Consider the following 20230-nt stretch of genomic DNA (forward strand, 5'->3'; position numbering starts at 1 on the left):
ATGTTGAGACCCCGATTCACCATGAGCGCGATGGACTCGGGTCATGGACGAGACGTTCAACCCGTGGACTGTCGTGAACGTCGTTTTTCACCATCTGGCTGCGCAGGGTCTGCACCCCACGCTGGGTGGCGCTGATCCGGGCGCGCCGGCCGCCGAGCTCCTGCGCGCGCTGGGCATCCAACCGGCCGCCGAGGGCGACCGTCAGGTCGGTGAGCGGTCCAAGGCGCACCTGGCGGAACTCCGTGCGGCGGTGCTGGGAGAGCCGCCTGACTCAATGTGAGACCGCGAGGCGCGCGGACCTGTGAAAGGAACTTTGAAGACAAAGCCACAGGTGAGGAGTTGACTCATGAGTCGGCAGAGCGTGGCCAAGGCTCATCAGAAGATCCAGGAACTGTCCTGGGAACCGGCGTACCACACCCCGGTCTCGCACTACGGAACCGACTACACGTTCCGCAAGGCACAGAAGAAGGACCCGCTCAAGCAGGTGCTGCGGTCGTACTTCCCGATGCAGGAGGAGAAGGACCACCGGGTCTACGGCGCCTCCGACGGCGCGATCCGCGGCAACATGTTCCGCCAGGTGCAGGAGCGCTGGCTGGAGTGGCAGAAGCTGTTCCTCTCGATCATCCCGCTGCCGGAGATCTCGGCCGCGCGGGCCATGCCCCTGCTCTTCCGTAACGTGCCCAACCCGGAACTGCACAACGGCCAGGCCATTCAGATGATCGACGAGGTACGTCACTCGACGATCCAGCAGAACCTCAAACGCCTGTACATGAACAACTACATCGACCCGGCGGGCTTCAACTCGAGCCTGCGCAACTTCCAGAACGACTACTGCGGCACGATCGGCCGCCAGTTCGCCGAGGGGTTCATCACCGGCGACGCGATCACCGCGGCCAGCATCTACCTGACCATCGTGGCCGAGACGGCGTTCACCAACACGCTGTTCGTGGCCATGCCGGCCGAGGCCGCGGCCAACGGCGACTACCTGCTGCCGACCGTCTTCCACTCGGTGCAGTCGGACGAGTCGCGGCACATCAGCAACGGCTACGCGACGTTGCTCATGGCGCTGGCCGACGAGGGCAACCACCAGCTGCTCGAACGCGATCTGCGGTACGCCTGGTGGAACAACCACCGCGTGGTCGACGCCGCGATCGGCACCTTCATCGAGTACGGCACGAAGGACCGCCGCAAGGACCGCGAGTCGTACGCCGAGATGTGGCGCCGCTGGATCTACGACGACTACTACCGCAGCTACCTGGTGCCGCTGGAGAAGTACGGCCTGGTCATTCCGCACGACCTCATCGAGGAGTCGTGGAACCAGATCTGGAACAAGGGCTACGTGCACGAGGTCGCGCAGTTCTTCGCCACCGGCTGGCTGGCCAACTACTGGCGGATCGACCCGATGACCGACAAGGACTTCGAGTGGTTCGAGCACAAGTACCCGGGCTGGTACGACCGCTATGGCAAGTGGTGGGAGAACTACAACCGGTTGAGTACGCCCAATGGGCACCACCCGATCGTCGCCGAGGACGTCGACTACCAGTACCCGCACCGCTGCTGGACCTGCATGGTGCCCTGCCTGGTCCGCGAGGACATGGTCATGGCCGAGGTCGACGGGCAGTGGCGCACGTACTGCCACGAGGCCTGCCGCTGGACCGACGCCGAGGCGTTCCGCCCGGTCTACCAGGGCCGCAACACCCCGAACATGGGCCAGCTGATCGGTTCCCGCGAGTGGGAGACGCTCTATCACGGCTGGAACTGGGCCGACGTCGTCCAGGACATGGGTTTTGTCCGGGACGACGGCAAGACCATGGTCGCGCAGCCGCACCTGAACCTGGACGACCCGAAGAAGATGTGGACGCTCGACCATCTTCGGCGGATGCCGAACCTGCAGAGCCCGAACGTGCTGCTCAACCAGATGACCGACGAGGAGCGCGCGGCCTTCCACGCCTCGTACGTCCGGGGCGGCCCGGCCGGACGTTTCGCCCGGCCGGAGTAAGCACGAGATGGGCGACAAGCACCGGGTGAGGTTCGAGCCCGTCGGCATCGAGATCGAGGTCGACGAGGAGCAGACCGTGCTGCGCCAGGCGTCCGAGCAGGGGCTGATGCTCATGCACGGGTGCAAGGAGGGCCAGTGCGCGGCCTGCAAGTCGTTCGTGCTCGACGGCGACGACATCGAGCTCGACCGTTACTCCACGTTCGCGCTGCCCGACTACGAGAAGGAGGAGGGCTTCACCCTGCTGTGCCGGGCGCACGTGTACGAGGACGTGACGATCGAGCTGCTCAACTTCGACGAGGAGATGATCCGCTCGGGGCTGCCCATCGTGAGCGCGGTGGCCGAGGTCGTGTCGATCGAGAAGGTGACACACGACCTCCGGCACCTCGTGCTCCACCTGATCGAGCCGGCCGAGATGACGTTCTTTCCCGGCCAGTACGTCGACATCAAGGTGCCCGGCACCGACATCACCCGCTCGTTCTCGATGGCGAGCACCTCCAACAAAAGGCTCGAGTTCGTCATCAAGGTCTACCCGGACGGGGTCTTCTCGTCGTTCCTCGACGGGCAGCTGCGGACGGGTGACCGGCTGGAGCTGACCGGCCCGTTCGGGGTGTTCACCCTTCGCGACGCCCCCGACCGTGATCTCGTCTTCGTCGGCGGCGGGGCCGGGCTCGCCCCGATCCTGGCGCTGCTGCGGTCGATGGCCGAGCGCGGCATCACCCGCAAAGCCGTGTTCTACTACGGGGCCCGTACGGCCAAAGACCTTTGCTTTGTCGCCGAGATCGAGGCTCTCCAAGAGAAGCTGCCCGGCTTCCAGTTCGTGCCCGCCCTCTCCGAGCCCGCCGAGGGCGAGTCGTGGGAGGGCGAGGTCGGCTTCATCACCGACGTGCTCAAGCGCTACGAGGTCGATCTGAGCGGCGCACACGCGTACCTCTGCGGGCCCCCGCCGATGGTCGAGGCGGCCATGCCGTTGCTCGCCTCGCTCGGCACGCCCGAGAAGCACATCTACTACGACAAGTTCACGACCACAGGTGGGGAGGACTGATGACGACCGCGACGGAACGCAGCGTTCCCAAGCCCGTCTTCACCGACGCCGAGGCCGGCGCCAAGGAGTTCCCGGACTCGACAGCGCGCAAGTTCAACTACTACAGCCCGCAGAAGCGCAAGCAGACCCACTACGAGGACGTCACGGTCGAGGTGCAGCCGGACCCGCGGCACTACCTCGCCCAGGGCTGGCTCTACGGATTCGCCGACGGCCGGGGCGGCTATCCGCTGGACTGGACCGTGCTGAAGGCCTGGGGCAGCGACCGTCCGGTCCCCGAGCGCGGGCCGGGCTCGGGTGGGCAGGGCTACGAATGGCCGGCGCACGGCTGGCACGAGTTCCGCGACCCCAACGAGGAGTGGGAGCTTTCGCTCTACCGGTACAACGCCAATGTCGTACGCCAGGTCAACGCGAACGTCGAAGCGGCCAAGCAGGCCAAGGCGTTCGAGCAGTGGTCGCCGAACTGGACGCGTTTCGTGGCGTCGCATGTCGGCGCCTGGATGCACGTCGACCACGGGCTCGGCCTCTACCTGTTCGCCAACGCCAACCGGCGCGGCCCGACCAACATGCACAACACCGCCATCGCGGTGAACAGCATGCACCTCATCCGCGCCGCCCAGGACCTCGCGCTCTACCAGCTCACGCTGAGCGAGGAGGTCGAGGGCTTCGACGGCGCCGCCCACCTGGAGGCCTGGAACAGCGATCCGGCCTGGCAGGGTGTGCGCGAGGTGGCCGAGCGGCTGACCGCGATCAGCGACTGGGGCGAGGCGATCTTCGCGGCCAACGTGGTCTTCCAGCCGCTGGTCGGCGAGCTGTTCCGCAGCCAGCTGGTCATGCAGGCGGCCCCGCGCAACGGCGACTTCGTCACCCCGACGATCGTCGGCGCCGAGGAGTTCGACTTCTCCGAGCGCGACCTGCGCTACACGAAGGCGCTCTACGAGCTGCTCACCAACGACCGCGAGTTCGCCGAGCACAACAGCCGGATCCTCAACGGCTGGCTGGCCAACTGGGTCGGGCTGTGTGTGCCGGCCGCGCGGGCCCTGCAACCGCTGTGGTCGCAGCCGGACGCCAAGCCGATCCGTTTCGAGGACGCGTTCGACCGGGTCAAGAGCCGCTTCGCCGGCATCGCCGAGGACCTGGGCCTGGAGACCCCGAAGGAGCTGGAGCGATGACGCAGCAGTTCAAGGTGGCGGAAAGCCCGTTCAAGTCCGACAACACGCCCTCCAACATGTGCGGCTTCACGCTGATGAACAACCAGATCGGCGTGGTGGTGGCCGAGGTCATGAAGACCAAGCCGGGTGTACGGGTGACGCCGCTGCCCTCGATGATCCGCGTGGACGCCACGAACCGGATGGACGTGGTCTACGACGAGATCTCCGAGGCGCTGGGCGAGGAGCCGGGCTTCTTCGACATGGCCCAGTTCGAGGAGAGCATGTCGACCCACTACGGCCGCATGATCCACGAGGACGACCGGACGATCATGTTCGCCAACCCCGAGGACGCCGCGGAGTACATCGGATTCGACCTCAAGCCGGGGAGGTAGACGTGTACGAGAAGGACGGGGAGAAGTACTTCGTCGTCGACAGCCACATGCACTACTGGAGCGCCGGCCCGGACAACTGGGTGCCGGGGGCCGAGAAGTACGCCAAGGGCTGGATCGAGTGCTTCCACGCGTACCAGAGCCTGGCGCCGGAGTCGACGCACTGGCCGATCGAGAAGTTCATGAGCTACACCGAGGACGACCTGATGAAGGACGTCTTCACCGACGGCTACGTCGACGTGGCGATCTTCCAGCCGACGTATCTGACCGAGTGGTACACCGAGGGCTTCAACACCACCGAGCGCAACGCCGCGCTGGGCGCGAAGCACCCGGGCAAGTTCATCGCCAACACCCGGTTCGACCCGCGCGACGGCGACGACGGGCTGAAGAAGCTGGCCGAGAACGTCGACCGCTACGGCAGCATCGGCGTCAAGCTCTACACGGCCGAGTGGAACAACGGCTCACGCGGCTGGACGCTGAAGGACCCGGCGGCCTACCGCTATCTGGAAAAGGCCCAGGAGCTGGGCATCAAGAACATCCACGTGCACAAGGGCCCGACGATCTGGCCCCTGGACAAGGACGCGTTCGACGTCTCGGACGTCGACCACGCGGCGACCGACTTCCCCGAGCTGAACTTCATCGTCGAGCACGTGGGCCTGCCCCGCATCGAGGACTTCTGCTTCATGGCGACGCAGGAGCCCAACGTGTACGCCGGCCTGTCGGTCGTCATCGGCGGGCTCATGCACGCGCGGCCGCGGTTCTTCGCGAAGGTGATGGGGGAGCTGCTGTTCTGGGTCGGCGAGGACAAGATGACCTTCGGCAGCGACTACGGCATCTGGGAGCCGAAGTGGCAGATCGAGAGCTTCGTCGACTGGGACTACCCGGGCGACGAGTTCTCCGACTACCCGCGGGTGACCACGGCGACCAAGAAGAAGATCCTGGGGCTCAACGCGGCCAAGTTGTACGGGATCGAGGTGCCGGCTTCATTGAGGCTCCCCGAGGACGAGCCCGCGTCCCGGGATGCCTCGGTCGGAGTCAGCTCCGAGTCGCCGGCCGCCTCCCTCGGGGGATGACCACCGCCGTGACGGGATCGCGTGTCCTGGCCGCTCTGGCCGAGGTGCGCGATCCCGAGCTGGACGAGCCGATCACCGTGCTGGGCTTCGTGGCGTCCTCCTCCCTGGAGGACGGCGTTGCGGAGGTGCATCTGCGCCTGCCCACGTACTTCTGCGCGCCCAACTTCGCGTACCTGATGGTGGCCGACGCCTACGACCAGGTTTCCGCCCTGGACGAGGTCCTCCATTGCAAGATCATTTTGGATGATCACTTCGCGTCCGAGGCGATCAACGAGGGGGTCGCGGCCCGGGCCGGCTTCATGGGCTCGTTCGGTGACGAGGCAGTGGACGAGCTCGATGAACTGCGCGGGGATTTCCTGCGCAAATCGGTCATGGCCGGCACCGACGTCGTGTGCCGGCCGCTCGTCGCGGCCGGAGCGACACCCGCGGACCTCGCGGCGGTGGTGCTCGGGGGCGTGCCGTCGTCCCCGGCGCTGGCCCGGCTCCGCCGCCGGCGGCGCGAGCTCGGGCTGCCCGCCGGCGACGACGCGCCGCTGCTCATCGACCCGCGGACCGGCGAAGCGGTGGACGCCGACGGCGTACCCCTGCATCTACGCAAGGCCCGTCTCACCCGGACCAGCCTCGACGCCAACACCTCCATCTGCCGCGGCATGCTGCGGCACCGCTACCCGGCTTCTGCTGAGGAGACCTGATGGCCAAGGAACTTCGATTCGGCGCGGACGCGCGGACCCTGCTGCTCAACGGCGTCGACAAGCTGGCCGAGGCGGTCAAGTCGACGCTCGGGCCCAAGGGCCGCAACGTCATCCTCGAGAAGATCACCGGCTCTCCCGTGGTCACCAACGACGGCGTGACCATCGCCCGGGAGATCCATCTGAAGAACCAGTTCGAGAACATGGGCGCCCAGCTGGTCAAGGAAGCGGCCATCAAGACCAACGACGTCGTGGGCGACGGCACCACGACGGCCACGGTGCTGGCCCAGGCGATCGTGCGGGAGGGCATGGCGGCGATCGGGTCGGGCGCCAACCCCGTACTGGTGAAACGAGGGGTTGACCTCGCTGTTGAACGTCTGGTCGACCGCCTGCGCTCGGTCGCGCGCGAGGTGAGCACCGAACAGGAGCTGTCCCGCGTGGCCGCGATCTCGGCCAACGACGACGACACGGTCGGCGCGGTCATCGCCAAGGCGCTGCACACGGTCGGCGACGAGGGCATCGTGACGGTCGAGGAGTCGCCGTTGAACGGGATGAGCGTCGACTTCGTCGAGGGCTTCGAGTTCGACAACGGCTATCTGTCGCCGTACATGGTGACCGACCCGGCACGGCTCACGGCGATCGTCGACGACCCGTACATCCTGCTCAGCAGCGAGAAGATCACCAAGGTCCAGCAGCTCATGCCCCTGCTCGACAAGATCATGCGAGCGCCCCGCCCGCTCATCATCATCGCCGAGAACGTCGAGGGCACCGCCCTGTCGATGCTCACCCACAACCACGTCAACGGCGTCTTCCAGTGCGTGGCCGTCCGCGCCCCCGGCTTCGGCGACCGCCGCCTGCACAAGCTCGAGGACATCGCCGCCATCACCGGCGGCGCCGTGCACAGCCGGCACTCCGGCTTCACCCTCGAGACGATGACGCTCGACCAGCTCGGCCGGGCCGCCCAGGTGCGGATCAACGCCGAGAGCACCGCCATCATCGGTGGGGGCGGCTCCACCGAGGCGGTCGCGTTCCGGCTCACCCAGATGCGATCCGAGCTGGAAAGGGCCACGTTCGGCGCCGACGAGGACGTGCTGACCGAGCGGATCGGCGCCCTGTCCGGCAAGGTCGCCCTGATCCGGGTCGGCGCGCCGACCAACACCGAACTGAAGGAGCTGCAGCACCGGGTCGAGGACGCGCTGTCGGCCACCCGGGCCGCGATGGCCGAGGGCATCGTCGCCGGTGGGGGAGCGGCCCTGCTGCACGCCCAGGACGCGGTGGACGGCATGGACCTCAAGGACGACTACGGCATCGGCGTCGAGATCGTCCGGCGTGCGCTCACCGAGCCGGCGTTCCTGATCGCCACCAACGCCGGCTATTCCGGCGCCGAGACGGTCGCCCGGATCGCCGAGCTGGGCCGCGACGACGGCTTCGAGGCGCTCCAGGGCCGCTACGGCAACATGATCGAGATGGGCGTGGTCGACCCGCTGCGGGTCGTGCGCTCGGCCCTGGAGAACGGCGCGTCGGTGGCCGGCCTGCTGCTCACCACGAACACCCTGGTCGCCGAGGAACAGACGCCGTGGGGCGGCAGCCCCGCGCTGATGACCGAGATCGGCGAGCTCGACGAGGGCCTGCGCCAGCCGTCCCCCGACTCGAGCACCCCGCAGTCGCTGGGCCTGGGCCCCTCGGTCGGCTAGAGGAATGGCAACAGTCGCACCCTCCGACCTGCGAGGGCTGCTGTCGAGAGGCCGGGTCCGGGGCACGATAGCGTTGCTGGGCCCGGCCTTCGTCGCCGCGGTGGCCTATGTGGACCCGGGGAACTTCGCCACCAACTTCACGGCGGGCGCCCAGTTCGGCTACACCCTGATCTGGGTCATCGTGGCCGCGAACCTGACGGCCATGCTGGTGCAGTACCTGTCGGCCAAGGCCGGCGTGGCCACCGGACGCGACCTGCCCGAACTGTGCCGTGTGCATCTGCCGAGGCCGGTCTCGCGCGGCCTCTGGGTGCAGGCCGAGATCGTCGCCATGGCCACGGACCTGGCCGAGTTCGTCGGCGCGGCCATCGGCCTGTACCTGCTCTTCGGCGTCCCCCTGTTCCCGGCCGGCTTGATCACGGCCGTCGTGGCGTTCGCCATCCTGTCCCTGGAACAGCGCGGCTATCGCCGCTTCGAACTGGCGATCGTGGGCTTGCTGGGCATAGTCCTGCTGGGTTTCCTGTACGACCTGCTGGTCGTGGGCGCCTCGCCGGCAGGCATAGCGTCAGGTCTGGTCCCACGCCTGGCCGGCGGCGACAGCGTGCTCCTGATCTGCGGCATCATCGGCGCCACGGTCATGCCCCACGTGGTCTACCTGCACTCGGCCCTGACAAAGTCGAGGGTGGCCTGCAAGGACGACGCCGAACGAGCGGAACTGCTCCGCTTCCAGCGCCTGGACGTCCTGATCGGCCTGGGAGCGGCCGGCCTGATAAACCTGTCCATGCTGGTGGTGGCGGCATCCCTGTTCCACGACAACGGCGTCCCGTTCGCTTCCGGCGACGCCATCCAGTCAGCCCACGACGGCTTGGCCACGATGGTCGGCGGTGGCGCGGCCCTGGCCTTCGCCGTGGCCCTCCTGGCCTCAGGCTTGTCCTCGTCAAGCGTGGGCACGTACGCCGGCCAGATCGTCATGCAGGGCTTCATCCGCCGCCGCATCCCTTTGTTCCTCCGCCGAGCGGTGACGATGGCCCCGGCCCTGCTGGTGCTGGGCCTGGGCCTGCCGCCCACCGACAGCCTGGTCATCTCCCAGGTCGTGTTGTCGTTCGGCATCCCGTTCGCCCTGATCCCCCTCCTGCTGCTGACCCGCCGCCGGGACATCATGGGCACTTTCGTCAACAACCCCTTGACCAATGCCGCCGCTTTCCTGGCCGCATCCCTGATCATCGGCCTGAACGTCTTCCTGCTGCTGGAGACCTTCGTCCTCTGACCGACTTCACCATGCGAAGAGCGGATGCCGGAGCCACTCGGTGAGGAGTTCCACGTCGACGACGTGATACGAACTCCTCGCCGGACCCGGCACGAGCGACTCGCCCAGCCAGGCCCGGAACGACTCGAGGTCCTCCGCGGTCCACGCGCGGGGAAGGAGGACGGTTCGGCAGCGTTCAGGCGGCCATTACGCCGGCCAGGCCCAGCAGGGCCATCACCAGGCTGCTGACGAACAAAGCGGGGTTGTGGGCGCCCCACCAGCGGATGCGGGCTCGGGCGCAACCCGGCACCTCGTCGATGCGGACCACGCGCAGGGCGACGGCGTTCAGCACGGCGACCAGGATGCCCAGCAGGCCCAGCCGGAGGACCAGGGCGGCCACCTCGCCGAACGTCGTCGCTTCCATACGGTCATCTCACTCGCCGCGCCGGCGTGATGGTGTCTCAGTGTGAGACAGTCAGCGGGCGATGTAGCCGCCGTCGACGAACAGCTCGGCGCCCGTCACGAACGAGGCGTCGTCGCTGACCAGGAAGGCGATCGCCGACGCGATCTCCTCGGGGCGGCCGACACGGCCGAGGGGCGTCGTGGCGACGTACGGCGCCTGGTCGGTGTCGCCCATCATCGGGGTTTCGATGAAGCCGGGGTGCACGCTGTTGACGCGGATGCCCAACGGCGCCCACTCCACCGCGATGTTCTTCGTCAGCGTGCGTACCGCACCCTTGGCCGCGTGGTAGGCCGGCGACGTGCCGAAGCCGCCCGACGCGCCGAAGATGGAGCTGGTGTTGACCACGGCGCCGTGCGACGAGGCCTTGAGCAGCGGGGCGAACGCCTTCGTGCCCAGGAAGACGCTCGTCTGGGTGACGGCCACGATCTTCTCGTAGAGGGCGTACGACGTCTCCTCCAAAGTCTCGGCGTGCCCGAGGCCGGCGTTGTTGACCAGGATGTCGAGGCCGCCGAACGTCTCCCGTACCGTTTCCACGGCCGCGGTCCAGGCCGCCTCGTCGGTCACGTCGAGGTGCAGGAAGAGCGCACGGCCGCCGTTCTTCTCGATCTCGGCCGCCACCTCGGCGCCGGGACCGTCCTGCACGTCGGCGACGACGACGGCCGCGCCCTCGCTCGCGAGCCGCAGTGCCGTCTGCTTGCCGATGCCGCTGGCGCCGCCGGTCACGAGTGCGGTCCTGCCATCCAGTCGAGCCATGATCGTTGTCCTTCCGAACGGGGAAGCCGAAGCTGATAAGTAAACGATACGTCTCGTACAGGTTTCAGGATCCTGTGATCTGCGCCTCTGGTGAACAATGGCGGTATGCCCGCTGGAGGAGCCCGCCCCGGAGCCGGTCGCAAGCGCGACCCCGAAGCCCATCGGGCCGTTCTGGTCGCGGCCGAGGAGCTGCTGAACGAGATCGGCTACCACCGCGTCACCATGGAGCGGATCGCCGAGCGCTCCGGCGTGGCCAAGATGACCCTCTACCGCTGGTGGCCCAACAAGGCCGCGGTGGTCACTGATGCCGTACGGACGCGCCTCGCCCCGGCGGCCGTGCCCGACACCGGGGACATCGCGGCCGACGCTTCGGCGCAATTGAGAGCTTTACTGCAAACCCTGACCCTGTACGGCGATGCGAGTGTCGTCGCCGGAGCCATGAGCTCGCGGGGCGAGGCCGGTCTGGCCGACCTGCGCGACATCCTGCACCCGTGGTTCCAGGGCCTGGTCGCGATCCTCGAGCGCGGTGTGGCGACGGGGAAGCTGCCGCCGGGCTTCCCCGTCCACCTGACCGCCCAGGCCTGGCTGGGCTATGTCGTCTACCGCGTGGTGTTCCTGCAGGAGGCCGTCGAGGCCGACGACCTCCTGACTTTGATCAGGCAGTCACTAGCGGCTTGAGCGCCTCGCCGGCCATCGTCACGACGCCGGGACGGTGGCCGTTGCGGATGAGGTTGATGCAGATGCCGTCGATGCCGGCGCCCAGCACCTTCTCCTGGAGCTGCTCGGCGACCTGGGCCGGGCTTCCGACGAAGGCGCGGGCCCGGCGGGCGTCGTCGAGGGTCGCGTCGAGCTCCTTGACCTCCTGATCGGTCTCGCCGACGACGCCGGTGGCCAGGAAGCTGGTGGCCAGCGTGGCCGGGTCGCGGCCGATCTCCTCGCAGCGCTGCCGGAGCACGGCGACCTTGCGGGGCAGGTCGTCCAGGTCGCAGATGATGTTCATGTGGTCGGCGAACCGGGCGGCCAGGCGGAACGTCTTCTGCTCACCGGCGCCGCCGAGCATGATGGGCACCTGGCGCAGGCGCGGGTTGTTCATCGCGCCGCGGGCCGTGTACCACTTGCCCTCGACCGTGGGCTCCTCGCCGCGCAGCATGGGCGCGATGATGTTCAGTGCCTCCTCGAGCCGCTCGAAGCGCTGCCCGAAGGTGCCGAACTCGAAGCCGAAGTCCTGGTGCTCACGCTCGAACCAGCCGGCCCCGATGCCCAGGATGGCCCGGCCTTTGGCGATCACGTCGAGGGTGGTCACGGTCTTGGCGAGCAAGGCGGGATTTCTGTACGTGTTACCGGTGACCAAGGTCGACAGCTGCACCGTCGAGGTGGAGGCGGCGAGGGCGGCCAGGGTCGTGTAGGCCTCCATCATCGGCTGGTCGGGCGTGTTGATGCCGGGCAGTTGATAGAAGTGGTCCATCACCAGCACGGTGTCGAAGCCGGACGCCTCGGCCTCGCGGGCCTGGGCGGCGACGGTGTCGAAGAGGTTCTCGACGGGCACGCCGGGATAGGTGAAGTTGGGGATCTGATATCCGAGGCGGATGGTCACGATGGCTCCCGGAGCGCATGAGTTGTAAGAGGGCTCTTACTTGGTAATGTAAGAGGCCCCTTACATGGAGGCAACCGTGACGCGCTATCACCACGGCGATCTCCGGGCCGCCCTGGTCGAGGCGAGCTTCGAGGTGCTGGCCGACTGCGGGTTGCAGCGCTTCTCGGTCGCGGCGGTCGCCCGGCGCATCGGCGTGAGCACCGCCGCGCCGTACCGGCACTTCCCGGACCGTGCCCATCTGCTGAGCGCCGTGTCGGCGGAGGCCGCGCGTGAACTGCGTACGGCGATCGAAGCCGCCGCCGGCGAGGCGGGAAGCGATCCGGCGGCGCGGATGGCCTCGGTGGCCGGCGCCTACGTCCGATATGTCGGGCGGACCGGGGCCGGGATGAGCGTCATCTTCGCGAGTGAGCTCTACGACGTGCGCGATGATGAGCGCCGCGAACAGACCCGCGCGCTCATGACGGCGCTTCTCGATCTGGCCGCCTCCCCGGGGGGTTATCCGGCGGCGGTCCGGCTCCTGGAGGCGACGCTCGCGGTGGCGCACGGCTACGTCTCGTTGTTCGCCGAGGGGTTCTTCGCGCACGGCGACCGCGCGCTCGACGAGGTCGCCGAGCGGGCGGTGGAGGCCGCATTGACTCTCATCGATTGATGGGTGATGATGGCCGTCCGGTGGCCGTCGTGGGGGCCAGCGCCTTTCCCTGTCCAGAAGGGCTTCCCCCATGTCCCGCCTATTCGCCGCCGTCGCCGCGGCCGTCCTCGCTGTCGTCCTGATGCCGCCGCCCGCCTCATATGCCGACTCCGCGGCCGCCGCCAAGGCCGTCTACATCCCCGCCTCGTGGAAGAGCACCGGCGAGGTGCCGTGGAGCCAGGACCGCACGCGGGAGTCCGCCAACTTCATCCTGCTGTGGGGCGAGAAGTCGGGCACGAACCCGGTCGGTGCTCCCTCGCCCTACACGTTCGATCCGGACAACATCCTGTCCCAGCTCGAATCGCTGTACTCGTACTACGTGAACACCATGAAGTTCACGCCCGAGACGGGTGCGCTGGCGACGTACAAAATCGATGTCATCGTCACCCAGACCTGGAACCGCGCCGAGCTGAACGCGTGGGCGACCGGCGGCAGCGCCGACGGCAAGGTCGGCGTCATCAACATCGCGCCGGCGGCGGCCCTGCCCGGTTCGTGGGGTCTGGCCCACGAGCTCGGTCACGTGTTCCAGAACCTCACGTTCCTGGGACGTTCGGGGTACGGCTTCACGGACGCCTCGGCCGGCACGTTCTGGGAGGCGAGCGCCGAATATATGGCCATGCAGGTCTATCCGGACGGCGGCGCCGGCGACCTGACCCGCTTCCTGCGCACCGAGAACCTGGCCTACTCGTCGAGCCGGCACCACTACGGCGCCTGGATGCTCATCCAATATCTGGTCGACCGCAACGGCGGCGTGTCCATTTTCAACCGGCTGTGGAACGAGGCGCGCAGCGGCGAACATCCGCTCGAGACGTACCGGCGCCTCAGGGGTTTCAGCCAGCAGCAGCTCAACGCCGACCTGGCCGGGTACGCCCAGCGCCAGGTGACGTACGACTACACGAACAAGAGCCACTTCCAGCGCTTCGTGGACGGCGTCTACGGCGCGGGATTCATCAACGCCTACAACGGGGTGCCGGTCGAGGCGGTGGGGAACCACTACGCGATCCCGGCCGCGCTGGCGCCGTCCGACTACGGCTACAACAAAATCAGGCTGGTGCCGTCGGGCTCGACCGTCCAGCTCCGCTTCAAGGGCCACGTCGACGCGGCGGCCGGCTCGGGCTGGAGCTACGGCTTCGTCGCGGTGCGGAACGGAGTGCCCCGCTACGGTCCGGTGTCGACGGCGGCGGACGGGCAGATCTCGTTCACGCTCCAGGAGGGGGAGCGGGACCTCTATCTGGTGGTGCTCGGAGCGCCGTCGACGGTCCACCACTACGGCTTCCTCGACGGATACACCAAGAACTACCGCTATCCGTACGAGTTCGCGCTGTCCGGTGCCGTGCCTTCGGGTTTCGAGCCCGGCTATGCGAAACCGGCCGCCACCGGCGGCGGCCACTGGCACAGCAACGGCGGCGGCTGGGTCGACAACCGGGCCACGGTGGCCGCGACCGCCTACGTGGGGCCGCGCGCGGCCGTCTACGGCTCCAGCACGGTCAGCGGCAACGCCCGCATCGAGGGCTTGGCGTGGGTGAATTCGGGCGCCCGCATCGGCGGCAACGCGGTGGTGAAGGACAACGCCCTGATCCAGGGCGGCGCGGACCTGTCGGGTTCGATCGTCGTGGGCGGTGACGCGGAGTTGGCGTCCGCGTGCAGTTCGGGCACGTACCTGTTGTTCAACCCGAACCGCGGCTGCGACGGCCGACCGGGCGAGACCGACATCAACCCGTCCTTCACCCCGTTCACCGACGCCGAGATGGCCCTGTCCGGAACGACACCACCGCCCACGACGCCCGCGCCCACGACGCCTGTGCCGACGACGCCTGTGCCCGCGGGCTCGTGTTCCGCGCGGCTGACCGTCACGGGCAGTTGGACGGGCGGCTTCCAGGGCGAGGTCACGGTGACCGCCGGCGCGGCCGGGACGACCGCCTGGACCGTCGGGTGGCAGCTCTCCACCGGCCAGCGCATCCTCCAGTCCTGGGGCGCCGGGGTGACGGCCTCCGGCGCAACGGTCACCGCCGCGAACGCCGCCTGGAACGGCACCCTCGCCCCCGCCACCGGCACCACCTTCGGCTTCATCGCCGAAGGAACGCCCAGCGCTCCGGCACTCACCTGCTCCGCGAGCTGAAGGGACGCCCGCAAGTTAACGGTCCTTCGCCCGCCCGGCGTGCGACCGCAAGTTAACGGTCCTTCGCGCGTCCGCCGGGTGGCGGGAAAGTTCCGCCGCCCGGCGCTCGATATCGGGGCCGCCGGACCCCAGGATGGTCGAAACATCTCCGTAACAAATGGGGGTCCCCGTGACGACCGTTTTGCCTCCTCCGCCCTTCGACCCCGAGCTGGCCGCCGCGCTCGACGTGATCCAGCAGCAGCTCCCGTCCGCGCTGACCGCCGAGATGATCCAGCCGATGCGCGAAGGCAGCGTCATGGCCGACCTCAGCGACGAGCAACTGGCCCGCGACGGCGCGTTCACCGTCGACCGCCGCCTCGTGCCCGGTCCCGCGGGTGACCCCGACATCGAGCTGCTCATCCTGACCCCGGCCGGCGCCGGCGCCGCCCTGCCCGGGATCTACCACACCCACGGCGGTGGCATGGTCGTCGGGAACAACCGCTCCGGTGTCGACGCCCTGCAGGACTGGGCCACCGAGGTTCCGGCCGTCATCGTCTCGGTCGAGTACCGTCTCGCGCCCGAGCACCCGCATCCGGCGCCCGTCGAGGACTGCTACGCCGGCCTCGTCTGGACCGCCGCGCACGCCGCCGAGCTCGGCATCGACCCCGGTCAGATCGTCATCGCCGGTGCCAGCGCGGGCGGTGGCCTGGCCGCCGCCGTGGCCCTCATGGCCCGCGACCGCGGTGGGCCCGCCCTGGCCGGTCAGATGCTGCTCTGCCCCATGATCGACGACCGCAACGACACCCCGTCCGCCGTGCAGATGGCCGGGCTCGGCGTGTGGGACCGCACCGCCAACGACACCGGCTGGACCGCTCTGCTCGGCTCCGCCCGGGGCGGGCCGGACGTGTCGCCGTACGCCGCACCCGCCCGGGCCATCGACCTCTCGAACCTGCCCCCGGCCTTCATCGACGTCGGCTCGGCCGAGACCTTCCGCGACGAGGACGTCGCCTACGCCGGCCGCATCTGGCAGGCTGGCGGCCGGGCCGAGCTCCACGTCTGGCCCGGCGGCTTCCACGGCTTCGACGGCCTGGCCCCGCAGGCCGCCATCTCCCAGGAGGCCCGGGCCGCCCGCCTGCGCTGGCTCAAACGGCTGCTCGGCGCCTAGCCACCACACCCGACGCGAGGGAGGATGACGAGGTGAAGGACCTCGCCGTCCGGCTGGCCGCCCTCGATCCCGACGCGGGGGCGGCGCTGCGCGTGATCGCGTATTTCGACCGCCTCGTCGAGGAACGGGCCGGGCTGCGGGCCGTCGTCCGCGGCGCGGCCGTCCTCGCGGGCTGCCCGGCCCGGTTGCGGGACGACGAGCGCCACATCAACGTCCGTGTCGAGCCGGACGGTTCGTCCACGGCGGGTGGCGGCCGTCCCGACCCGGCCTGGATGGCGGCTCCGGTCGACGACGCGGCCACACTCTGCCTCGAACGGTCCGGCGTCCCCGGCGAGATCGAGGCCATGGTTCTCGAACGGGCCGCGGCGGCCGCCCGTACGGTCCTCGACCGCACCCGCGGCCACACCTCCCGCCCCGATCCCGCCTCGGCCGAGCTCGTCGTGGACCGTGCGGCCCCCGAGCCCTTGCGTCTGCGCGCGGCGGCCCGGCTGGGCTTTCACCAGACCGATGGGGTACGAGCCATCGCGCTCGCCACCGGCACACCGCACCTCGTCCACGCCGACCGCGACGGTATGGACATCGGCGGGCGGGCCGGTGTCGGCCCCGCCGTCGCCGTGAAGGATCTGCCGGATTCGTGGGCGGCGGCCCGGATCGCGGTGCGCTTCACGGCCGAGGGCGACGAGCGCGACCCCGGCCGCCGCGTCGTCCACGCCGATCAGCTGGGCGGTCTGGCGCTGCTGGCCTCCGTGATCCTCCCCGGCACCGAGCCCCACCCCGACCTGCGGGCCTTGGAACGCGCCGCCGCCGGTGCCCCCTGGATGCTCCGCACCCTCGACGCAGTCGCCGAGGCGGCCAGCCTGCGCGCGGCCGCCTCCGCGTTGCGCGTGCACCACTCCACGCTCCAGGACCGCCTCGCCCATGCCCAGCCCCTGCTGGGCTGGGACCCCCGGGAGCCGCAGGGCCGCCTGCGCCTCCAGGTGGCCCTCGCGATGCGCCGCCTCCACCGCAACCCGCCGCTCTGACCGCCCGGACCGGTCAGTGGAGGCCGGCGTCCTCGGCGGCGGACATGAGCGCGGCCGCGCTGTCGATCAGCTCGGTCAGGGAGGACAGGGCCGACGGCAAGGTGACGTACACATGGTCGACCCCGGCCTTGGCCAGCGCCTCGATCTCCTCGACGATCTTCGGGATCACCGGGGTCGTGGCCACGCCGATCTGGAAGACGCAGGTGATGGCGGAGCGGTCGCGTCCCGCGTCGGCCGCCATGTCGCGCAGCCTGGTCAGGGTCTCGCCGACCTGGTCGGCCGGGGTGGCGGTGGGCAGCCAGCCGTCGGCGCGGCGGGCGGCGCGGCGCAGGGCCGGCTCGCCACGGCCACCGAGGACGATCGGGATGCGGCGAGCCGGTTTCGGGTTGATTCGGGAGGGTTTGACGGCGTATCTACCGTTGTCGAACGACACCGGGTCCGGGCCCCAGACCGCCTCGGCCACGTCGAGGAACTCGTCCAGGGCCGCGCCGCGCTCGGTCAGCGGGCGTGGGGCGGTGGCCTCGAACTCGTCGACGGACCAGCCGGCGCCCAGGCCGGCGATGAGCCGGCCGCCGCTCGCGGCGTCCAGGGCCGCGAGGGTCTTGGCCAGGCGCACCGGCAGGTGAAGGGGCGGCACCAGGACCCCGGTGCCGAGCTCCGCCCGCGACGTCACGGCGGCCGCCATCGAGAGCGTGACCAGCGGATCTGTGGTGTAGCCGTACCTTTCCGGCCACGGCACACCCGGCATGCCGTACAGGCCGTGAGTTCCGCTTTGATCTTCCGGCGTCAGCACTCGTTCGTACGCCCAGAGGCTGTCGAAGCCGATCCGCTCCGCCTCCCGGGCGAACGTCGTCACGTCGTGCGCGAGGTCGTAGGTGGTGGTCTGCGGCAGGTTCACACCCAGTTTCACCGGCCCCACCCTACCGTCCACTGGGGACGCGGCACTGAAAAGCGGCCAGGAGGGTATACAGCGGTGGTGGGAGATCTCGTGGACGCGCCGATCCTTGCCGCGATCGCCGGCGGCTTCGGCTCCAGCAGCCGGGTGCCGGGGCTCGCCGCCGATCTGCTGGTGCACGATCTCGACGGCTGGATCCCCGCGGAGAGCCTGATCGGCGACGGTGTCGAGGTGCTGCTCGAGGCCGGGCGGCGGCGGTGGCGGGCGGCGCAGCCCCACGTGTCGGCCGCGCTGATCTGGAAGGCGTACTCCTATTGGCTCGGCGTTCCGGCGGTCTTCGGCTGGGTGGCCGCGCGCCGGGTGCCGCATCTCACGATGGCGCAGGTGCTGGTGCGGTTCGACGACCGGTACGCCCCGGCCCGGCTGGGCCTGCGCGAGGACGTGCCGGTGTCGGTGCTGCCGGGCGATCCGCTGGCGGGTGGCGGCGAGCCGCGGGTCCGCGTGGCCGGCGACGAGGGGGCGCTGCTGGCCACCCTGCGCCGGACGCTGCTCGACGAGCACGTCACGCCGCTGCTCGACACCGTCCTGGGCGCGACCCGGGTCAGCCGGCGGCTGCTGCTGGGGTCGTTGTCGGCCGGGATCGCCCACGCGGCCCAGCGGGCTTCTGCCGTGTCCGGGGCGCCGCCGGGGGAGATGACGGGTCAGGTGCTGCGGACGCTGGGGGTCGAAGGGCTTGTCGAGTGGAACGCCGAGCGCGTCCGCCGGCGTACCTGTTGTCTCGCCTTCACGATCCCGCATCAGCGTCTCTGCGCCGACTGTTCCATCCGCTGACGCTGAACCGCACATGGGAGCGCTCCCGTATGGGTAGGAGGGAGGCATGCTCATGGCGCTGTTGCTCGATCTCGCGAACATCCTCGGTGGGTTGCTGCTGGCCGCGGCGCTGCTGCGGCAGATTCCGCGCGTCGGCGGCGGGATCGGCGGATTCGCCGACAAGGTGGGGCCGTGGGGCTGGGTGGTCGGCGTCGTGGCCCTGGTCGCCGGCGGCTACTACCTGCTGGTGCACCTGTTCGACGGTCCGCACGTCTTCCACTTCGAGGTGGTCGGCATCGCGGTCGGCGTGGCCCTGCTGTGGGACCGCCTGACCGGCCGCAAACCCGTGGAGACCGGGTCGGCGCCGTTCGGCCGGGGGCTGCTGCTGGCGATCTTCGGCGTCATCGCGATTGTCGTCGGCCTCCAGGGCCTGGTAACGCCGGACTGATCGGGCCTGGTCGCGGCCTTGATCAACCGCCACCGCAAAGGGGGGCGAAAGCAGGCACATTCCCCGTCCGGGCGTACTGAGAACAACGTCACGATCGCCCTTCGGGGCTTTGCCGACGGTCGCGGGGCGTGGTTACGGTCGGCCGGTCCCACGATCGTGGGCACCGCGGGCGGAACGCCGAGTCCTGCCGCCGCCCGACGGAATTTAACCAAGGCATGGAGCGGGGGACCCAAACGTTCCTCGGTGCGCCACCGCGCGCGCCTCGGGGTGAAGCCGCCACGTGCGGCCGGGCACCTCAGCCCGAACCCGACAGCTCACCTCGTAGGCGTGGAGGTTGTTCTTCCATGGCACAGACCCGTAAGCACACCGTCGCGCTCGGCCTCACCACCGCCGGCGTGGCCGGCGCGTTCGCCCTGTTCGGCGCGGCCCAGCCCGCCCAGGCCGCGAGCAGCGTCAACTGGGACGCCGTCGCCCAGTGCGAGTCCAGCGGAAACTGGAGCATCAACACCGGCAACGGCTTCTACGGCGGCCTGCAGTTCACCAAGAGCACCTGGAAGGCCTACGGCGGCGGCAAGTACGCCAGCACGGCCGACAAGGCGAGCCGCAGCGAGCAGATCGCGATCGCCGAGAAGGTCCTCGACGGTCAGGGCATCGGCGCCTGGCCGGTCTGCGGCAAGAAGGCCGGCTCGACCAAGAGCTACAAGGGCCACAACACCAGCGGCGCCTCGGAGCGGAAGTCGTCGTCCACCGCCAAGAAGTCGACCAGCTCGAAGAAGTCGACCAGCTCGAAGAAGTCGACCTCGACCCACAAGTCGACGACCAAGAGCACGACGACCACCCACAAGTCGACGGCGAAGACGACCGGTGACTTCTACGTCGTCCGGGCCGGCGACACCCTGGCCAAGATCGCCAACCGCTACCAGATCGAGGGCGGCTGGGAGCGGCTGGCCGAGCTCAACAAGAGCATCATCGACGACCCGAACCTGATCTTCCCGGGTCAGCGCATCTCGATCTGAT

Annotated in this window: 21 protein-coding genes and 1 riboswitch; of the genes, 17 read left to right on the forward strand and 4 right to left on the reverse strand. The window is 69.3% G+C overall.

The window, feature by feature from the left end; translation table 11 throughout:
• Positions 1-43: 43 nt before the first annotated feature.
• The 9 genes from ACQP2X_RS18565 to ACQP2X_RS18605 all read left to right on the forward strand — a co-directional run bounded on the left by ACQP2X_RS18565 (position 44) and on the right by ACQP2X_RS18605 (position 9298).
• Complete coding sequence (locus tag ACQP2X_RS18565; protein WP_498698603.1) at positions 44-280, forward strand: hypothetical protein; 237 nt, start codon at positions 44-46, stop codon at positions 278-280.
• A 66-nt stretch (positions 281-346) separates the two neighbouring features.
• Positions 347-1999 (forward strand): ferritin family protein, encoded by a 1653-nt coding sequence (locus ACQP2X_RS18570; protein ID WP_498698604.1) that lies wholly within the window; start codon positions 347-349, stop codon positions 1997-1999.
• A gap of 25 nt (positions 2000-2024) precedes the next feature.
• Positions 2025-3041: an FAD-binding oxidoreductase gene (locus tag ACQP2X_RS18575; protein ID WP_498698607.1), complete on the forward strand. Its 1017-nt coding sequence runs from the start codon at positions 2025-2027 to the stop codon at positions 3039-3041.
• Complete coding sequence (locus ACQP2X_RS18580; RefSeq protein ID WP_498698608.1) at positions 3041-4210, forward strand: ferritin family protein; 1170 nt, start codon at positions 3041-3043, stop codon at positions 4208-4210. Before ACQP2X_RS18575 ends, ACQP2X_RS18580 begins: the two co-directional genes overlap by 1 nt.
• The gene (gene mimD / locus ACQP2X_RS18585) at positions 4207-4581 is read left to right on the forward strand and encodes a propane 2-monooxygenase effector subunit MimD (RefSeq protein ID WP_498698610.1); all 375 of its coding nucleotides are present in this window, start codon (positions 4207-4209) and stop codon (positions 4579-4581) included. The genes ACQP2X_RS18580 and mimD overlap by 4 nt, the downstream gene beginning before the upstream one ends.
• A gap of 2 nt (positions 4582-4583) precedes the next feature.
• On the forward strand, positions 4584-5651 hold the full coding sequence (locus ACQP2X_RS18590; protein WP_498698611.1) for an amidohydrolase family protein: 1068 nt from the start codon (positions 4584-4586) through the stop codon (positions 5649-5651).
• Positions 5652-5659: 8 nt separating this feature from the next.
• On the forward strand, positions 5660-6343 hold the full coding sequence (locus ACQP2X_RS18595) for an iron-sulfur cluster assembly protein (RefSeq protein ID WP_498698612.1): 684 nt from the start codon (positions 5660-5662) through the stop codon (positions 6341-6343).
• A complete protein-coding gene (gene groL / locus ACQP2X_RS18600) occupies positions 6343-8034 on the forward strand; it encodes a chaperonin GroEL (RefSeq protein ID WP_498698613.1) in 1692 nt (563 codons plus the stop codon). Before ACQP2X_RS18595 ends, groL begins: the two co-directional genes overlap by 1 nt.
• 4 nt (positions 8035-8038) lie before the next feature.
• Positions 8039-9298 (forward strand): Nramp family divalent metal transporter, encoded by a 1260-nt coding sequence (locus ACQP2X_RS18605; RefSeq protein WP_498698614.1) that lies wholly within the window; start codon positions 8039-8041, stop codon positions 9296-9298.
• 175 nt (positions 9299-9473) lie between these two features.
• Here the strand turns inward: ACQP2X_RS18605 and ACQP2X_RS18610 are convergent, their stop codons facing one another.
• Together ACQP2X_RS18610 and ACQP2X_RS18615 are read right to left on the reverse strand one after the other, a co-directional pair.
• Positions 9474-9701 carry a hypothetical protein gene (locus tag ACQP2X_RS18610; protein ID WP_498698615.1) on the reverse strand — a complete coding sequence of 76 codons (228 nt, stop codon included), beginning with the start codon at positions 9699-9701 and terminating at the stop codon, positions 9474-9476.
• Between the two features lie 51 nt (positions 9702-9752).
• On the reverse strand, positions 9753-10493 hold the full coding sequence (locus tag ACQP2X_RS18615) for an SDR family NAD(P)-dependent oxidoreductase (protein WP_498698617.1): 741 nt from the start codon (positions 10491-10493) through the stop codon (positions 9753-9755).
• 105 nt (positions 10494-10598) lie between these two features.
• Between ACQP2X_RS18615 and ACQP2X_RS18620 the strand changes: the two genes are divergently transcribed.
• On the forward strand, positions 10599-11171 hold the full coding sequence (locus ACQP2X_RS18620; protein ID WP_498698618.1) for a TetR/AcrR family transcriptional regulator: 573 nt from the start codon (positions 10599-10601) through the stop codon (positions 11169-11171).
• Here ACQP2X_RS18620 and ACQP2X_RS18625 read toward each other — a convergent pair.
• Positions 11149-12087 (reverse strand): LLM class F420-dependent oxidoreductase, encoded by a 939-nt coding sequence (locus tag ACQP2X_RS18625; RefSeq protein ID WP_498698619.1) that lies wholly within the window; start codon positions 12085-12087, stop codon positions 11149-11151. The two genes, ACQP2X_RS18620 and ACQP2X_RS18625, sit on opposite strands and share 23 nt — an antisense overlap.
• A 76-nt stretch (positions 12088-12163) precedes the next feature.
• On the opposite strand from ACQP2X_RS18625, the gene ACQP2X_RS18630 reads away from it, so the two are divergent.
• The 4 genes from ACQP2X_RS18630 (at position 12164) to ACQP2X_RS18645 (ending at position 17060) form a co-directional block, all read left to right on the forward strand.
• Complete coding sequence (locus tag ACQP2X_RS18630; RefSeq protein ID WP_498698620.1) at positions 12164-12736, forward strand: TetR/AcrR family transcriptional regulator; 573 nt, start codon at positions 12164-12166, stop codon at positions 12734-12736.
• A gap of 70 nt (positions 12737-12806) precedes the next feature.
• Positions 12807-14894 (forward strand): DUF6055 domain-containing protein, encoded by a 2088-nt coding sequence (locus ACQP2X_RS18635; protein ID WP_498698622.1) that lies wholly within the window; start codon positions 12807-12809, stop codon positions 14892-14894.
• A 169-nt stretch (positions 14895-15063) separates the two neighbouring features.
• Positions 15064-16038, forward strand: coding sequence for an alpha/beta hydrolase (locus ACQP2X_RS18640; protein WP_498698624.1), 975 nt, complete (start codon positions 15064-15066; stop codon positions 16036-16038).
• A 32-nt stretch (positions 16039-16070) separates the two neighbouring features.
• Positions 16071-17060, forward strand: a complete 990-nt coding sequence (locus tag ACQP2X_RS18645; protein ID WP_498698627.1) for a helix-turn-helix domain-containing protein — start codon at positions 16071-16073, stop codon at positions 17058-17060.
• 13 nt (positions 17061-17073) lie between these two features.
• Here ACQP2X_RS18645 and ACQP2X_RS18650 read toward each other — a convergent pair whose 3' ends face one another.
• Positions 17074-17970: a TIGR03619 family F420-dependent LLM class oxidoreductase gene (locus ACQP2X_RS18650; RefSeq protein WP_498698631.1), complete on the reverse strand. Its 897-nt coding sequence runs from the start codon at positions 17968-17970 to the stop codon at positions 17074-17076.
• Positions 17971-18048: 78 nt separating this feature from the next.
• On the opposite strand from ACQP2X_RS18650, the gene ACQP2X_RS18655 reads away from it, so the two are divergent.
• The 3 genes from ACQP2X_RS18655 (at position 18049) to ACQP2X_RS18665 (ending at position 20229) form a co-directional block, all read left to right on the forward strand.
• Positions 18049-18786 carry a (2Fe-2S)-binding protein gene (locus tag ACQP2X_RS18655; RefSeq protein ID WP_498698632.1) on the forward strand — a complete coding sequence of 246 codons (738 nt, stop codon included), beginning with the start codon at positions 18049-18051 and terminating at the stop codon, positions 18784-18786.
• 46 nt (positions 18787-18832) lie between these two features.
• Positions 18833-19213, forward strand: coding sequence for a hypothetical protein (locus tag ACQP2X_RS18660; RefSeq protein WP_498698633.1), 381 nt, complete (start codon positions 18833-18835; stop codon positions 19211-19213).
• A 196-nt stretch (positions 19214-19409) separates the two neighbouring features.
• A riboswitch (cyclic di-AMP (ydaO/yuaA leader) is annotated at positions 19410-19555 on the forward strand.
• 2 nt (positions 19556-19557) lie between these two features.
• On the forward strand, positions 19558-20229 hold the full coding sequence (locus tag ACQP2X_RS18665) for a transglycosylase family protein (RefSeq protein ID WP_498698635.1): 672 nt from the start codon (positions 19558-19560) through the stop codon (positions 20227-20229).
• Position 20230: the final 1 nt, after the last annotated feature.

This window comes from Actinoplanes sp. CA-131856, from assembly GCF_050956135.1.
GTDB lineage: Bacteria > Actinomycetota > Actinomycetes > Mycobacteriales > Micromonosporaceae > Actinoplanes.

What these genes read in the sequence shown, in the direction of transcription:
- mimD (WP_498698610.1), top strand. Translation starts at nt 4,207, where the DNA reads ATGACGCAGCAGTTCAAGGTGGCGGAAAGCCCGTTCAAGTCCGACAAC.
- ACQP2X_RS18580 (WP_498698608.1), top strand. Translation starts at nt 3,041, where the DNA reads ATGACGACCGCGACGGAACGCAGCGTTCCCAAGCCCGTCTTCACCGAC.
- ACQP2X_RS18660 (WP_498698633.1), top strand. Translation starts at nt 18,833, where the DNA reads ATGCTCATGGCGCTGTTGCTCGATCTCGCGAACATCCTCGGTGGGTTG.
- ACQP2X_RS18570 (WP_498698604.1), top strand. Translation starts at nt 347, where the DNA reads ATGAGTCGGCAGAGCGTGGCCAAGGCTCATCAGAAGATCCAGGAACTG.
- ACQP2X_RS18610 (WP_498698615.1), bottom strand. Translation starts at nt 9,701, where the DNA reads ATGGAAGCGACGACGTTCGGCGAGGTGGCCGCCCTGGTCCTCCGGCTG.
- ACQP2X_RS18665 (WP_498698635.1), top strand. Translation starts at nt 19,558, where the DNA reads ATGGCACAGACCCGTAAGCACACCGTCGCGCTCGGCCTCACCACCGCC.
- ACQP2X_RS18620 (WP_498698618.1), top strand. Translation starts at nt 10,599, where the DNA reads ATGCCCGCTGGAGGAGCCCGCCCCGGAGCCGGTCGCAAGCGCGACCCC.
- ACQP2X_RS18635 (WP_498698622.1), top strand. Translation starts at nt 12,807, where the DNA reads ATGTCCCGCCTATTCGCCGCCGTCGCCGCGGCCGTCCTCGCTGTCGTC.
- ACQP2X_RS18615 (WP_498698617.1), bottom strand. Translation starts at nt 10,493, where the DNA reads ATGGCTCGACTGGATGGCAGGACCGCACTCGTGACCGGCGGCGCCAGC.
- ACQP2X_RS18605 (WP_498698614.1), top strand. Translation starts at nt 8,039, where the DNA reads ATGGCAACAGTCGCACCCTCCGACCTGCGAGGGCTGCTGTCGAGAGGC.
- ACQP2X_RS18565 (WP_498698603.1), top strand. Translation starts at nt 44, where the DNA reads ATGGACGAGACGTTCAACCCGTGGACTGTCGTGAACGTCGTTTTTCAC.
- groL (WP_498698613.1), top strand. Translation starts at nt 6,343, where the DNA reads ATGGCCAAGGAACTTCGATTCGGCGCGGACGCGCGGACCCTGCTGCTC.